Annotated in this window: 12 protein-coding genes; 9 read left to right on the top strand and 3 right to left on the bottom strand. The window is 62.6% G+C overall.

Annotated features, from left to right (window positions below; all coding sequences use genetic code 11):
- Window position 1: 1 nt before the first annotated feature.
- The 3 genes from AC1D13_RS21110 to AC1D13_RS21100 are packed head-to-tail and all read left to right on the top strand — an operon-like array spanning window position 2 to window position 3,549.
- Window positions 2-808: a carbon-nitrogen hydrolase family protein gene (locus tag AC1D13_RS21110; protein ID WP_477690230.1), complete on the top strand. Its 807-nt coding sequence runs from the start codon at window positions 2-4 to the stop codon at window positions 806-808.
- A 10-nt stretch (window positions 809-818) separates the two neighbouring features.
- On the top strand, window positions 819-2,912 hold the full coding sequence (locus tag AC1D13_RS21105; protein ID WP_477666958.1) for a two-component system sensor histidine kinase NtrB: 2,094 nt from the start codon (window positions 819-821) through the stop codon (window positions 2,910-2,912).
- Between the two features lie 10 nt (window positions 2,913-2,922).
- A complete protein-coding gene (locus tag AC1D13_RS21100; RefSeq protein ID WP_457282424.1) occupies window positions 2,923-3,549 on the top strand; it encodes a response regulator transcription factor in 627 nt (208 codons plus the stop codon).
- Between the two features lie 19 nt (window positions 3,550-3,568).
- Here AC1D13_RS21100 and AC1D13_RS21095 read toward each other — a convergent pair whose 3' ends face one another.
- Window positions 3,569-3,772, bottom strand: a complete 204-nt coding sequence (locus tag AC1D13_RS21095) for a hypothetical protein (RefSeq protein ID WP_477690229.1) — start codon at window positions 3,770-3,772, stop codon at window positions 3,569-3,571.
- Here AC1D13_RS21095 and mltA point away from each other — a divergent pair.
- Window positions 3,762-4,907: a murein transglycosylase A gene (gene mltA, locus AC1D13_RS21090; protein WP_477690228.1), complete on the top strand. Its 1,146-nt coding sequence runs from the start codon at window positions 3,762-3,764 to the stop codon at window positions 4,905-4,907. The two genes, AC1D13_RS21095 and mltA, sit on opposite strands and share 11 nt — an antisense overlap.
- A 35-nt stretch (window positions 4,908-4,942) precedes the next feature.
- Window positions 4,943-5,281: a hypothetical protein gene (locus tag AC1D13_RS21085; protein ID WP_457282421.1), complete on the top strand. Its 339-nt coding sequence runs from the start codon at window positions 4,943-4,945 to the stop codon at window positions 5,279-5,281.
- A gap of 80 nt (window positions 5,282-5,361) precedes the next feature.
- Here AC1D13_RS21085 and AC1D13_RS21080 read toward each other — a convergent pair whose 3' ends face one another.
- The gene (locus tag AC1D13_RS21080) at window positions 5,362-6,018 is read right to left on the bottom strand and encodes a hypothetical protein (RefSeq protein WP_477666955.1); all 657 of its coding nucleotides are present in this window, start codon (window positions 6,016-6,018) and stop codon (window positions 5,362-5,364) included.
- A 136-nt stretch (window positions 6,019-6,154) separates the two neighbouring features.
- Window positions 6,155-6,640, bottom strand: a complete 486-nt coding sequence (locus AC1D13_RS21075) for an Lrp/AsnC family transcriptional regulator (RefSeq protein WP_457282419.1) — start codon at window positions 6,638-6,640, stop codon at window positions 6,155-6,157.
- 185 nt (window positions 6,641-6,825) lie between these two features.
- Here AC1D13_RS21075 and AC1D13_RS21070 point away from each other — a divergent pair, with 185 nt between their 5' ends.
- From AC1D13_RS21070 to secF, 4 genes are all read left to right on the top strand, one after another.
- Window positions 6,826-10,392, top strand: coding sequence for an indolepyruvate ferredoxin oxidoreductase family protein (locus AC1D13_RS21070; protein WP_477690227.1), 3,567 nt, complete (start codon window positions 6,826-6,828; stop codon window positions 10,390-10,392).
- Window positions 10,393-10,621: 229 nt separating this feature from the next.
- Window positions 10,622-10,963 carry a preprotein translocase subunit YajC gene (gene yajC, locus AC1D13_RS21065; protein ID WP_457282417.1) on the top strand — a complete coding sequence of 114 codons (342 nt, stop codon included), beginning with the start codon at window positions 10,622-10,624 and terminating at the stop codon, window positions 10,961-10,963.
- A gap of 68 nt (window positions 10,964-11,031) precedes the next feature.
- A complete protein-coding gene (gene secD / locus AC1D13_RS21060) occupies window positions 11,032-12,906 on the top strand; it encodes a protein translocase subunit SecD (RefSeq protein ID WP_477666953.1) in 1,875 nt (624 codons plus the stop codon).
- A 42-nt stretch (window positions 12,907-12,948) separates the two neighbouring features.
- Window positions 12,949-13,902 carry a protein translocase subunit SecF gene (gene secF / locus AC1D13_RS21055; RefSeq protein WP_477666952.1) on the top strand — a complete coding sequence of 318 codons (954 nt, stop codon included), beginning with the start codon at window positions 12,949-12,951 and terminating at the stop codon, window positions 13,900-13,902.
- Window position 13,903: the final 1 nt, after the last annotated feature.

Raw genomic sequence — 13,903 nt, 5'->3', positions numbered from 1 at the left:
CATGAAGATAGCTGCCATCCAGATGGTCTCAGGTGCGCGCGTGCAGGACAACCTTGCCGCAGCCCGCAGCCTGCTTGAGCAGGCTGCGGCGCAGGGCGCCGAACTGGCCGTGCTGCCGGAGTATTTCTGCATCATGGGCTTCAAGGACACCGACAAGCTGAAAGTCCAGGAGAGCGCCGGGACGGGCTTGATACAGGACTTCCTGGGCCGGTCGGCGCGTGAGCTCGGCTTGTGGATCGTGGGCGGCACGCTGCCCATGGCCACGTCTGATCCGGCGCGCGCGCGCAACTGTTCGCTGGCCTTTGCGCCGACGGGTCAATGCATCGCGCGGTACGACAAGATCCATCTTTTTCGCTTTGCGCAGGGAAAGGAAGACTATGACGAGACGCGTGTGCTGGAGCCCGGCGCGCAGCCCGTCCGGTTTGATCTGGCTTCCCGCGATGGCCATGTCTACGCTGTCGGCATGAGCATTTGTTATGACCTGCGTTTCCCGGAGCTTTACCGCGCGCTGAAGGCCGATGTGCTGCTGGTGCCCAGCGCGTTTACCTACACCACCGGGCAGGCGCATTGGGAAGTGCTGCTGCGTGCACGCGCCATTGAAAACCAGGCCTATGTCATTGCGGCGGCGCAGGGCGGCACGCATGAAAACGGCCGCCGTACCTGGGGCCAAAGCATGCTGGTGGATCCCTGGGGTGAGGTGATGGCTCAGCAGGCTGAAGGCGCAGGCGTTGTTCTGGGTGAAATCTCCAGCACTCGCACGGAAGGTGTGCGAAGCCGTTTGCCTGCATTGAACCATCGTTTCCTATGAGGCCGGCCGCGTGAGGCTTCCGTTTGCAAACGGCGTCAGCCGCGCCAGCAAGCGCTGGTCCCTGTGGGCGCTGCTGGTGGCGCTGCTGGTGGCGCTGCTGGGCATTCTGGTGTGGCTGGCGGGACGTTATGAGTCCAGCATGGTGCAAAGCCGGCTGGAGCATGACGCAGCGGAAGCCGTAACAGACATCCGCTCGGGGCTGACGCGCAATATCCAGACCTTGCAGGCGCTGCAGTCCAGCGACCGCACGCCGGAGCCGTGGCATTCATCCGCCGCCGAGCTGCTTCGCGAGCGCCGTGAAATCATGCGGCTTGAATGGCGCAACGAAGCGCTCGATGTGCTCGGGTTTGTTGAGACGCCCTATCGCACCTCGGTGTTCGAGCGGCTCGGGCGGGGCAGTTTGCAAACCGACGTGGGCCTGACCTGCACCACGGCCCGGCGCCTGAGCGGTGCGGCTTACTCCATCAGTTATTTCATGCCGCAGCGCGATGGCCTGGGCCTGGAAGTGCTCGACATGTGCCTGCCCGTCGTGGTGGCGGGGCGACTCACGGGGTATAGCGTGGTCACCTATTCGCTGCAGGACATTCTGGGGGAACTGGTTGGCCGCCAGCTCGCCCGGGGCATCGGCCTGTCTTTTACCGAAGCTGACGGCACGCGCCTGGCCCTGCAAGGCGTGCCTTCGCGCGGCAGCCGTATCTATATTGCGCAACAGCTGCTGGACCTGCCCGGCAATACGCTGGTGGTCAGGATGGAAAGCCGGCTGGGCACGCCGGCCCTTTTCCCCAATGTGCTCACCGCGCTGGTCACGGCCATGTCACTGGCGCTGCTTGCCGTGCTGTACCTCCTCGCCAGGGATATGCGCCGCAGGCTGAAAGTCGAGCATGACCTCGGCGAGGCCCTGGCTTTTCGCAAGGCCATGGAGGACTCCGTGCTGACCGGCCTGCGCGCGCGCGACCTGCAAGGGCGCATCACTTACGTGAACCCGGCGTTTTGCAAGATGGTTGGCGTGGACGCCAAGGACCTGCTCAACCAGAGCTTTCCCTCACCCTACTGGCCACCCGAACTGGCCGGCGTGTACCAGCAGCGCCAGGAAATCCGGCTGGCAGGTAACAGCCTGCCCAGGGAGGGCCACGAGTCGGTGTTCATGCGGCGCGATGGCACGCGGTTCCCGGTGCTGATCATGGAGGCCCCGCTGATCAATGCCGTGGGCAAGCACACCGGCTGGATGAGCGCGATTCTGGACGTCAGTGAACAGCGCCGGGTGGAAGAGCTTTCCCGTGCCAGCCAGGACCGCCTGCAGGCCACCGCACGGCTGGCGATGGTTGGCGAGATGGCCTCGCTGCTCAGCCACGAACTCAACCAGCCGCTGGCCGCCATTTCAAGCTACGCCACCGGCTCGCTCAACCTGCTGCAGGATGGCATGGACCATGACAAGCCGCTGGCAGCGAACGCCAGCTCAGCGGTGGCGCCGTTGTCGGAAGATTTGCAGCTGGCCATGCGCCGCATTGCGGAGCAGGCCGAACGCGCGGGAAAGGTCATCAAGAGCGTGCATGACTTCGTGAGGCGCCGCGATCAGGTGCGCGAAGCCGTGCAGCCTCGCGCCCTGCTGGACGCCATCATGCCGCTGGTGACCCTTCAGGCACGCAAGCTCGGCGTGCGCGTGGTGATCGAGGTCGACGAGACCTGCACGCCCGTGCTGTGTGACCGCACCATGGTTGAGCAAGTGCTTCTCAACCTCTCGCGCAACGGCATGCAGGCCATGCAGGCTGTGACCCATGAAGGCGGGGCGGCGGAGGCGGCTTCGCGGGAAAAAGTGCTGACGCTGCGTATCCGTCCGGCCGCATCGAACGCGCAGAGCCGCTGGGTGGAATTTTCGGTGACGGATTGCGGTGAAGGCATTCCCAGTGAAGTGGCCGAGCAGCTCTTCACGCCATTTTTCACCACCAAGGAAGAGGGCATGGGGCTGGGCCTGAGCCTGTGCCGCACGGTGATTGAGCAGCACGGCGGCTTCCTGGGGTTTGAGCCCGGCCAGCCGCGGGGTACGATTTTCAGTTTCACCTTGCCGGCGGCCCTGCCGCATGATGCAGGTGCGGATACAGCCTGAAGGACACAGCATGGAACCCATTCAAAATGCCACGGTATATATCGTCGACGACGATGCCAGCGTGCGCGACGCGCTGGCCTGGCTGCTGCGCTCGCGCCGCCTGTTGAGCGAAACCTTCGACAGTGCAGAGGCGTTCGATGCGCGCGTATCCCAGCAATTCGCGGTCAAGTCGCCTTCATGTGTGCTGCTGGATGTACGCATGGCGGGCCTGAGCGGTCTGGCCATGTTTGAGAAGCTGATTGCTTACGGCTTGCTGCCCACGCTGCCGGTGATCTTTTTGACGGGCCATGCGGACGTTCCAACGGCGGTCGACGCGGTCAAGCGCGGTGCTTTTGATTTTTGCGAAAAGCCCTTTTCAGACAACGCATTGGTAGACCGCATTGAACAGGCGCTGAACCATTCCGCCGGGGCCCTGGCGCAGCACAGCGAGTCGACGGGCCTGCAGGCCCGTCTCGACGGCCTGACAGACCGTGAGCGTGACGTGATGAAGCTGGTGGTGGGTGGGTTGCCCAACAAGCTGGTGGCGGACCAGCTTGACATCAGCGTGCGCACGGTGGAGGTCCACCGTGCCCGGGTTTTTGACAAAATGGGTGTCAAGTCGGCGGTGGAGCTGGCCAATCTGCTGCGTAACCTGTAATTGCAGCGCTGCGCCGGGCTTATTTTTTTTCGGGCTCTGCCGGGGTCTCTGAGTGGACCGATTCCTTCAATTCGCCATTTTTACGGCCCGAAAACATCGTCCACCACACAATGAACACCAGCAGCAGCAATGCCCCCAGGGCTTCGAGCAAAAGTAGGGCCATGACATTTCCTTGGATTTCAAAAGAGGCTTCGATGCCTGTGCTGCCGTCAATGCGTTCCATGCGGCTTGTCCCAATTATCGCCATTGCGGCGCTGCTTGCTTCCTGCGCAAGCCCGCCCCGGCCGCCTTCGACCGTCCCTGCGGGCGAGCCCACAGCCCCGGGTGTGCGCGCCGGCGATACCGGCCCATTGCCTGCGCCCATGGTGCAGGGGAAAAGCCGCTGGGTCGCGGTCCGCTGGGCCGAGTTGCCCGGCTTCGAGGAAGACGCGCTGTTTGAGGCCTGGAACGCCTGGCTCAAAAGCTGCGAGCGTCCCGGCCCAGGTTTTGCGCCGCTATGCGGCGATATCCGGCGCCTCAGCATTGCGTCTGCCGATGAGCAGCGCAACTGGATGGTCAGGCGGCTGCAGCCCTACCGGGTGGAGAGCCTGCAAGGCGTAACCGAGGGGCTGTTGACCAGTTACTACGAGCCTGTGCTCAGGGCCAGCCGGCAGCCCGTTGCGGGTTACGAGGTGCCGCTGTACCGTCCTCCCGCATCGCTGGGCAGCCGCAAACCGTGGTTCTCCCGGCAGGACATCGACACCCTTGCTGAAGCCAAAGCGGCGCTGCGCGGGCGCGAGATCGCCTGGCTGGCCGACCCGGTTGAGGCGATGTCGCTGCACATACAAGGCTCGGGCCGGCTGAACATCACCGAAGCCGACGGCTCGCAGCGTGTCGTGCGCGTGGCCTACGCAGGCACGAACGAGCAGCCGTTTCGCAGCGTGACCCAGTGGCTGCTGGAGCAGGGCGAAGGCCGCATGACGGCGCCCTGGGTGGAGTCCACCAAGGCATGGGTTGCGAAAAATCCGCAGCGCGCCCAGCAAATGCTCTGGAGCAACCCGCGCTACACTTTTTTCCAGGAGCAGCCGCTGAGCGAACTGGATACCGCCTTTGGACCCAAAGGTGCGCAGGGCGTGGCGCTGACACCGGGCCGTTCCATTGCAGTTGACCCGGGAAGCATTCCCTACGGCACGCCGGTGTGGCTGGCGTCCCGCGGCGGCGCGGCCAACCTGCAGAAGCTGGTGCTGGCGCAGGACACCGGCAGCGCCATTGTGGGTGCGGTCAGGGCCGATTACTTTGCCGGAACCGGCCCCGAAGCCGGCCTGCTGGCGGCACGTGTCAACCAGCCGCTGCGGCTCTGGGTGCTCTGGCCGAAGTGAGTGCTCAAAACGTTGGGCAAGCTGAAGGAGATTCCATGAAACAACTGTCGGCCCGAACCGGGATGGCCTTGGTGGGGGTGACCGGAGCGCTTGTGCTGGCAGCCTGCGCGGCGGGTGGCGGGCCTTCGCCTGCCGCGCAGTACCGCTGCGAACACGGCGCTGACTTCAAGGTGAAGTTTGTGGACGACACCGCCGTGCTGGATAGCGCCGGCGGCTCGGACCTGCTGTTTCGTGACGCAGGCGGCCAGGGTGCGCAGCAGACGGTGTACAGCAATCCGCGGATGCGCGCCGAGTTTGGCCTGGGCGCCAGCGGCCGCGAGGCGGTGCTGCGTTATCCGCTGCTGCCGCTGACGGCACACTGCGTGCGCGACTGATTCCCTGTAAAACCTCTTTGCGTTGTTGTGCGGACCTGCCGTGCCAAAACCGCTTCACCGCGATTTGTGGGCGGCTTCTTCTAGCGCACGGAGAGGCGGACTTCCACCCTCATACCGTCCCGACGGGTCGATTGCCGGCTGTCGGCGATGCCGCTGCTGCTGCCGGCGCTCGCATCGTCCGACTCGGCCACGGTGACCCATTCCCCGAGGCGAACGGTCAGCGAGGTGCTGGTGGACGATGAGGACAGGGGAGCCTGCGGCGACGAGCCTGTGCGGCTGGCCTGCCCCGCGGCCAGTTCCAGCTCCACGCTGTCGCCGCCGTACCAGGTGGGCCTGGCTGAAAAGCCGCTGTTAGCCTCGATGAACACGGTGCCGGCCTGGCGCGCCTGTACCAGCCGCAGCGGCTGGCTGTTGCCCAGGTTGATGTTGGCGTTGCGGCCATTGAGTACCAGCACGCGCTGCACCAGGTCGCGTGAATCGCTGCGCTGGCTGTCCTGGGCTGTGATCTGGGCATTGAGGCCCGAGCGGCCCGGTTGCAGCACAACACCGCCCTGCGCGCCCAAGGCACTCTGGGAGCGCAGGCTGCTACCGGCCTGCCGCACTTCGATCTGCAGGTTGCGCATGGGTAGCGCCTCCGGACTTGCTCCTGAATTGATAGCGGGTTGCGCTTGCAGGGCGGGTGCCAGGGCCATAAAAAGCATAAAGGCCAAAGAGGCGGGGCTGGAAGATGGTTTCATGCGGGGCTCCTTGAAGCGTTGTCTTGCAGGTGTTTCATGCGCTGGCTGTTGTGAACAGCGAGCGAATTTGGTGCTATTAAATCAATAGCTGATTGCGCCCGTCAGTAAAGGGTTGCAAGCACTATTTACTTGAATTTTAGACTGTAACCCGCGTCAGGTGCCCGAGCGGCAGTGCGCTGCTCGCCTTGACCTCACCCAGCGAAAAACTGGTGTGCAGGTCTTTCACATTGGGCAGGTTGATCAGGTTTTGCAGCGCAAACTTGCTGAAAGCCTCCAGGTCTTGCGCCACCACCTGCAGCTCGAAAGTGCCGGTGCCGCTGATGTAGTGGCAAGAGACGATCTCCGGCAGCTTCTTGATGGCCTCTTCCAGCTGGCGCGTTGCGTCGCCACTGTTGCGGTCAGCGTCCAGCCGCACAAAGGCCAGAACGCCCAGCCCGATCTTGTGGCGGTTGATCTCGGCACGGTAGCCGGTGATGAAGCCCGATTCTTCCAGCGCCCGCACCCGCCGCCAGCAGGGCGCGGCCGACAGGCCCACACGGGAGGCCAATTCCGTGTTCGTCAACCGGGCGTCGAGTTGCAACTCATTCAGGATCGCGATGTCAAACTTGTCTAATGTTTCCATGTTTGCCACTTTACAGCAATATCCTTTCTGGAAGTGCCATAAATCGGGCAAACAAAGCAAAGACATATCACGGCTGGCGGCATACACTTTGCATGCAACTAGAGGGCGCCCCCTATCCGGGGGTGACCCTTCTGCCGGCCTGCCCACAAGGCGGTACTAAAAAACAGTCCTGGAGACCCACGAACATGAACGCGCCCCTACCTGAACACATCCGCAAAGCGCTAGAGACCGTCACGCTTGACGATAAATATTCTTTAGGCCACGGCCGCGCTTTCATGAGCGGTGTCCAGGCGCTGGTCCGCCTGCCCATGCTGCAGCGCACGCGCGATGCGATCGAGGGGTTGAACACGGCGGGTTTTATCAGTGGCTACCGCGGCTCGCCGCTGGGCGGCTATGACCAGGCCCTGTGGGCCGCCAAAAAGCACCTGGCTGCACAAAACATCGTGTTCCAGCCCGGTGTCAATGAAGAGCTGGGTGCCACGGCCGTCTGGGGCACGCAGCAACTCGACCTGTATCCGCAAAGCAAAAAATTCGACGGCGTATTCGGCATCTGGTACGGCAAGGGCCCAGGCGTGGACCGCTGCTCCGACGTCTTCAAGCATGCCAACATGGCGGGCACGGCCAAACACGGCGGCGTGATCGCCATTGCCGGCGACGACCATGTCTCCAAAAGTTCCACCGCCGCCCACCAGAGCGACCACATCTTCAAGGCCTGCGGCCTGCCGGTGTTCTTTCCTTCCAATGTGCAGGACATCCTCGACATGGGGCTGCATGCGTTTGCCATGAGCCGCTTTTCCGGCGTCTGGTCGGGCATGAAAACCATCCAGGAAGTTGTCGAGTCGTCCAGCTCCATCCTGGTCGATCCGGACCGCGTGAAGATCATCATTCCCGAAGATTTCGAGATGCCGGCCGGCGGCCTGCACATCCGCTGGCCCGACGCGCCGCTGGAGCAGGAAGCGCGGCTGATGGACTACAAGTGGTACGCGGCGCTCGCGTACATTCGCGCCAACAAGCTGAACTACAACGTCATCGCCGGCCCCAAAGACCGGTTCGGCCTGATCGCCAGCGGCAAGGCCTTCAACGACACGCGTCAGGCCCTGGCCGACCTGGGCCTGGACGAAGAGACCTGCCACCAGCTCGGCATTCGCCTGCACAAGGTCAACGTTGTCTGGCCGCTGGAGGCCACCATCACGCGCGACTTCGCCGAAGGCCTGCAGGAAATCCTGGTGGTCGAGGAAAAACGCCAGGTCATCGAATACCAGATCAAGGAAGAGCTCTACAACTGGCGTGCCGATGTGCGCCCCAATGTGCTGGGCAAGTTCGATGAACCTGAAGGCGACCAGTCGGGCGGCGAATGGGGCCGTTCCAACCCGAGCGACAACTGGCTGCTGCGCGCCAAGGCCGACCTGACGCCGGCCATCATCGCCAAGGCGATTGCCAAGCGGTTGAAGAAACTGGGCGTGCCCGCAGACATCATCTCCCGCATGGACGAGCGCCTGGCCGTCATCGAAGGGCGCGAGCGCGCCCTGGCCGCCGGCAAAGCCGACACCGGCGAGCGCGCGCCCTGGTTTTGCAGCGGCTGCCCGCACAACACCAGCACGCGCGTGCCCGAAGGCTCGCGCGCCGTGGCCGGCATCGGCTGCCACTACATGGCAACCTGGATGGACCGCTCCACCTCCACCTTCACCCAGATGGGCGGCGAGGGCGTGACATGGGTGGGCCAGGCGGCTTTTACGACCGACGAACACATCTTTGCCAACCTGGGCGACGGCACCTACTTCCACAGCGGGCTGCTGGCGATCCGCCAGGCCATCGCCTCGGGTGTGAACATCACTTACAAGATCCTCTACAACGACGCGGTCGCCATGACGGGCGGCCAGCAGGTCGGCGAGCGGCCCGAAGGCCATTCGGTGCTGCAGATCATGCAAAGCCTGCGTGCCGAAGGCGTGGCCAAACTGGTCATCGTGACCGATGAGCCGCAGAAATACGACGGCGCGCCGCTGCTCGAAGGCGTGACGGTGCACCACCGCGACGAGCTGGACCGCATCCAGCGCGAGTTCCGCGAGATCAAGGGCACGACCGCGATCATTTACGACCAGACCTGCGCGACCGAAAAGCGCCGCCGCCGCAAACGCGGCACCCTGGTGGACCCTGAAAAGCGCGTGGTGATCAACGAGCTTGTCTGCGAAGGCTGCGGCGATTGCTCAGTGCAGTCCAACTGCCTGTCAGTGGAGCCGCTGGAAACCGAGTTCGGCCGCAAACGCCGCATCAACCAGAACACCTGCAACAAGGATTACTCCTGCGTGAAGGGCTTTTGCCCCAGCTTTGTCACTGTCGAAGGCGGGCAGCTGAAGAAGCCAAAAAAAGACAAGAAAGGCGCACCCAGCAGCCTGTTTGTGGTTCCCGAGCCCGTGTTGCCGGTGGCGGAAAACGCCTGGGGTATCGTGGTAGGCGGCGTGGGAGGCACCGGCGTCATCACCATCGGCCAATTGCTGGGCATGGCAGCCCACATTGAGGGCAAGGGTGTGGTCACGCAGGATGCGGGCGGCCTGGCGCAAAAAGGCGGCGCCACCTGGAGCCACATCCAGATCGCCAACCGGCCGGAAGCCATTTACACGACCAAGGTCGACACCGCCAAGGCCGACCTGGTGATTGGCTGCGACCCGATCGTGGCGGCCAGCAAGTACACGCTCACCGTCATGCAGCCGGGCCGCACCTACGTAGCCATGAACTCGCACGGTGCGCCGACGGCGGCCTTTGTGACCAACCCTGCCTGGCAGTTCCCTGGTGGCAATTGCGAGACGGCCGTGACTGCTGCAGTGGGCGCTGACTTGCTCGGTAGCTTCGATGCAGAGCAGGTGGCGGTGCAATTGGTCGGTGACTCGATCTATACCAACCCGCTCATGCTCGGCTTTGCCTGGCAAAAAGGCCGGGTGCCGCTGTCGCATGCTGCGTTGATGCGGGCCATTGAACTCAATGGCGTGCAAATCGACAACAACAAGGCAGCTTTTGAGTGGGGCCGGCGCTGCGCGCACGACCTGGCTGCTGTGCAGGCCTTGTTCAAGGCAGCCCAGGTGATCGAGTTCGTCAAACGGCCCGCACTGGCCGACATGCTGGCCAAGCGGATTGACTTCCTGACGGCCTACCAGAATGCGGCTTATGCGCAGACCTACCAGGCCTTCGTCGAGAAGGTGCGCGCCGCGGAAGCGCCGCTGGGCAAGACGCTGCTGACCGAGGCGGTGGCTCGCTACCTCTTCAAATTAATGGCTTACAAAGACGAGTATGAAGTGGCGCGCCTGCACACCGACACTGGTTTCCTGAACAAAGTCAACGGCATGTTTGAAGGCGACTTCAAGCTCAATTACCACCTGGCGCCGCCCATGATTGCGTCCAAAAACGACAAGGGCGAGCTGCAGAAGAAGCAGTTCGGCCCCTGGATGCTGGGCGCATTCAAGGTGTTGGCTCGCCTGAAAGGTCTGCGCGGCACGCCGCTGGATGTCTTTGGCCGCACGGAGGAGCGGCGCACCGAGCGGGCCCTGATTGAGGAATACAAGGCGAGCCTGCAGGACGTGATGGCAGGCCTGACGGCCGAAAACCACGCCACGGCGCTGGAAATTGCCCGGATTCCGGAAATGATCAAGGGTTATGGCCATGTCAAGGCACGCCACCTGGCCGCAGCGCGGCCCCAGTGGGCCGCGTTGATGGAGTCCTTTCGTACCCCCGGATCTACCGTTCAGCGGGAAGCGGCTTAAAGCCTGGACCGGCGCCGGCCTCGCCGCCGGTCCGGTGTTTCCTTCATGGGACGGCTTTGCTGCGGAGCTTGCAGCGGCCCTTTGCGCGCAACCCGGCTTGAAAAGCCCCTGGCGCGCGCCAGTTACCCCCTTCTGCGGATGCCCCGCCGCATACAATCGTGAACTCTGTGCGCTGTCCGTGCCGGATGGCGCGCGCCAGTGTGTCTTTTAAATCGTTGTGGAGTTAGCCGTGTTCATTTCTTCTGCCTTTGCCCAAACCGCTCCCGCTGCTGCCGCCGGCGGCGACATGATGTCCTCGCTGACGGGCATGCTGCCTCTGGTGCTGATGTTCGTAGTCCTGTACTTCGTCATGATCCGCCCGCAGATGAAAAAGCAGAAAGAGCATCGCGCCATGATTGAGGCGCTGGCCAAGGGCGATGAAGTCGCCACCGCTGGCGGCCTGCTGGGCAAGGTGACCAAGCTGGGCGACGTGTACCTGACCCTCGAACTGGCGCCAGGCGTCGAAGTCCAGCTGCAGCGCAGCGCGATCATTCAGGTGCTGCCCAAAGGCGCTATCACCCCAGCCAAATAAGGCTTTCGCCGGCCGCACCGGCCGGCAGGCCTGACTTTGTTCATCCGTCCATCAGGAACAGCCCTCTCATGAATCGTTATCCGGCCTGGAAGTACGCCATCATTGTGATCGCGCTCATCGTCGCAGCCCTGTACACGCTGCCCAACTTTTTCGGCGAAGCGCCTGCGGTCCAGGTTTCCAGCGCCAAGTCCACCGTCAAGATCGACAGTACGACGATGGCGAAAGTGGAGCAAATATTGAAGGAAGCCGGCGTTACGGCGGATGTCATCGCCCTGGACGGCAATTCCGTCAAGGCGCGGTTTGGCGATACCGACACGCAACTCAAGGCCAAGGACGCGATTCAGAAAGCGCTGGCCCCTGATGCGGGGGACTCCGGTTATGTGGTGGCGCTTAACCTGTTGTCCCGATCGCCTGCATGGCTGACATCGTTGCATGCAAACCCCATGTATCTGGGGCTGGATTTGCGTGGAGGCGTGCACTTCATGCTGCAGGTAGACATGCAGGCCGCGCTGGCCAAGCGTGCCGAGTCCCTGGCCGGAGATGTCCGGATGTCGTTGCGCGAAAAAAATATCCGGCACGGTGGCATCGCCCGCAACGGCCAGGCTATTGACATCAAGGTGCGTGACTCGGCCACGCTGGCATCTGCAAAAGGCCTGATTCAGGACCAGTTTCCAGACCTGCAGACGGTGGAGGTGCCGGAAGGAACCGAGTACAAACTGACGGCCACGATCAAGCCCGAGGCTGCGCGCCGCATCCAGGACCAGGCCCTCAAGCAGAACATGGTGACGCTGCACAACCGGATCAACGAGCTTGGGGTGGCTGAGCCGGTGATCCAGCAACAGGGCGCAGACCGTATCGTGGTACAGCTGCCGGGCGTGCAGGACACGGCAAAGGCCAAGGATATTCTGGGGCGCACGGCGACCCTGGAAATGCGTCTGGTGGATGACAGCGCTGAGGCCCGTGCAGCCATGACCGGGGGAGGCATGGTTCCCTTCGGCTCGGAAAAATTCCCTGATATCAGCGGCAATCCGGTGATTGTGAAGAAGCAGGTCCTTGTCACCGGCGAGAGCCTGACGGATGCCCAGGCCGGCTTCGATTCGCAAAAGCAGGAACCCAATGTATCCCTGACGCTGGATGCCAAGGGTGGACGGGTGATGCGCGAAACAAGCCGCGAGAACATGGACAAGCCGATGGCCATCCTGCTGTTCGAAAAGGGCAAAGGGCAGGCTATTTCGGTGGCAACCATTCGCGGGGAATTGGGTACACGGTTCAGCATCTCGGGTGCCATGAATATCAACGCAGCCAACGATCTCGCCCTGTTGCTGCGTGCGGGCTCGCTGGCCGCTCCCATGGAAATCATTGAAGAGCGCACCATTGGCCCGACGCTGGGCGCCGATAACATTGCCAAGGGCTTTCACAGCGTGTCGTGGGGCTTTGTCGTGATCGTGGCGTTTATGGCGATCTACTACATGCTTTTTGGCCTGTTTTCCGGCCTGGCGCTTGCCGTCAACCTGCTGTTGCTGGTCGCGGTGCTGTCCATGCTGCAGGCTACCCTGACCTTGCCTGGCATGGCGGCGATGGCGCTTGCGCTGGGCATGGCCATCGACTCCAATGTGCTGATCAATGAGCGTGTGCGCGAAGAATTGCGAAACGGTGCCTCCGCGCAAGCGGCGATTCATGCAGGCTATGAGCGGGCCTGGGCAACCATTCTGGATTCCAACACCTCGACATTGATTGTGGGTCTTGCGTTGCTGGCTTTTGGGTCCGGCCCGGTCCGCGGCTTCGCCGTGGTGCATTGCATCGGTATCCTGACCAGCATGTTCTCGGCGGTGTTTTTCTCGCGCGGCCTGGTCAACCTCTGGTATGGCCGCCAGAAGAAGCTCAAGACGGTTTCCATTGGCACTGTGTGGCGGCCCACCACTTCGGGTGCGGTGGCGAAGTAAGCCCACGCCCGGCCCTTTTCCTGAATTTCCCAAGGACTCCAGATGGAATTTTTCAAAATCCAGCGTGACATTCCGTTTATGCGGCACGCCCTGATCTTCAATGCCATCAGCTTTGCCACGTTCGCCCTGGCCGTATTCTTCCTGTTTTCGCGCGGCTTGCACCTGTCCGTCGAATTCACCGGCGGCACCCTGATGGAGGTGAACTACACCCAGGCTGCCGATGTCGGAAAAATCCGCGATACGGTGGCGGGGTTGGGCTTCGCCGATGTGCAGGTCCAGAACTTCGGCACCTCACGTGACGTGATGATTCGCTTGCCGGCACAAAAGGGCGTAAGCACTGCGCAGCAAAGCGACAAGGTGCTTGCGGCCCTGAAGGCTGCCAGCCCGGATGTGACGCTGCGGCGCACCGAATTCGTCGGCCCACAGGTGGGCGAGGAGCTTGCCCACGACGGGCTGAAGGCGCTCGCCATGGTGGTTTTCGGCATCATGGTCTATCTGGCTTTCCGCTTTGAATGGAAATATGCCGTGGCGGCCATCATCGCCAATTTGCACGACGTCGTGATCATTTTGGGGTTCTTCGCTTTCTTCCAGTGGGAGTTTTCACTGGCTGTGCTGGCTGCTGTGCTGGCGGTGCTGGGCTACTCCGTCAATGAGTCGGTAGTGATCTTTGACCGGATCCGCGAGAACTTTCGACGCTATCGCAAGATGAATACCACCGAGATCATCGACAACGCGATCACGTCCACCATCAGCCGTACCATCATTACCCACGGTTCCACCCAGATCATGGTGCTGTCCATGCTTCTCTTTGGCGGGCCGACCCTGTTTTACTTTGCCCTGGCGTTGACCATCGGCATCCTGTTCGGGATCTATTCGTCGGTGTTTGTTGCCGCTGCAATCGCCATGTGGCTTGGCATTCGGCGTGAGGACCTGATGAAAGGGCCGGCCAAAAAAGACGAGGATCCCAACGACCCCAACGCCGGGGCCACGGTGTAAG

The organism is Polaromonas sp. P1_E12 (assembly GCF_056405975.1).
Note: the sequence above shows the minus strand (reverse complement) of the source record. Positions and strands in the feature narration are given on the sequence as shown.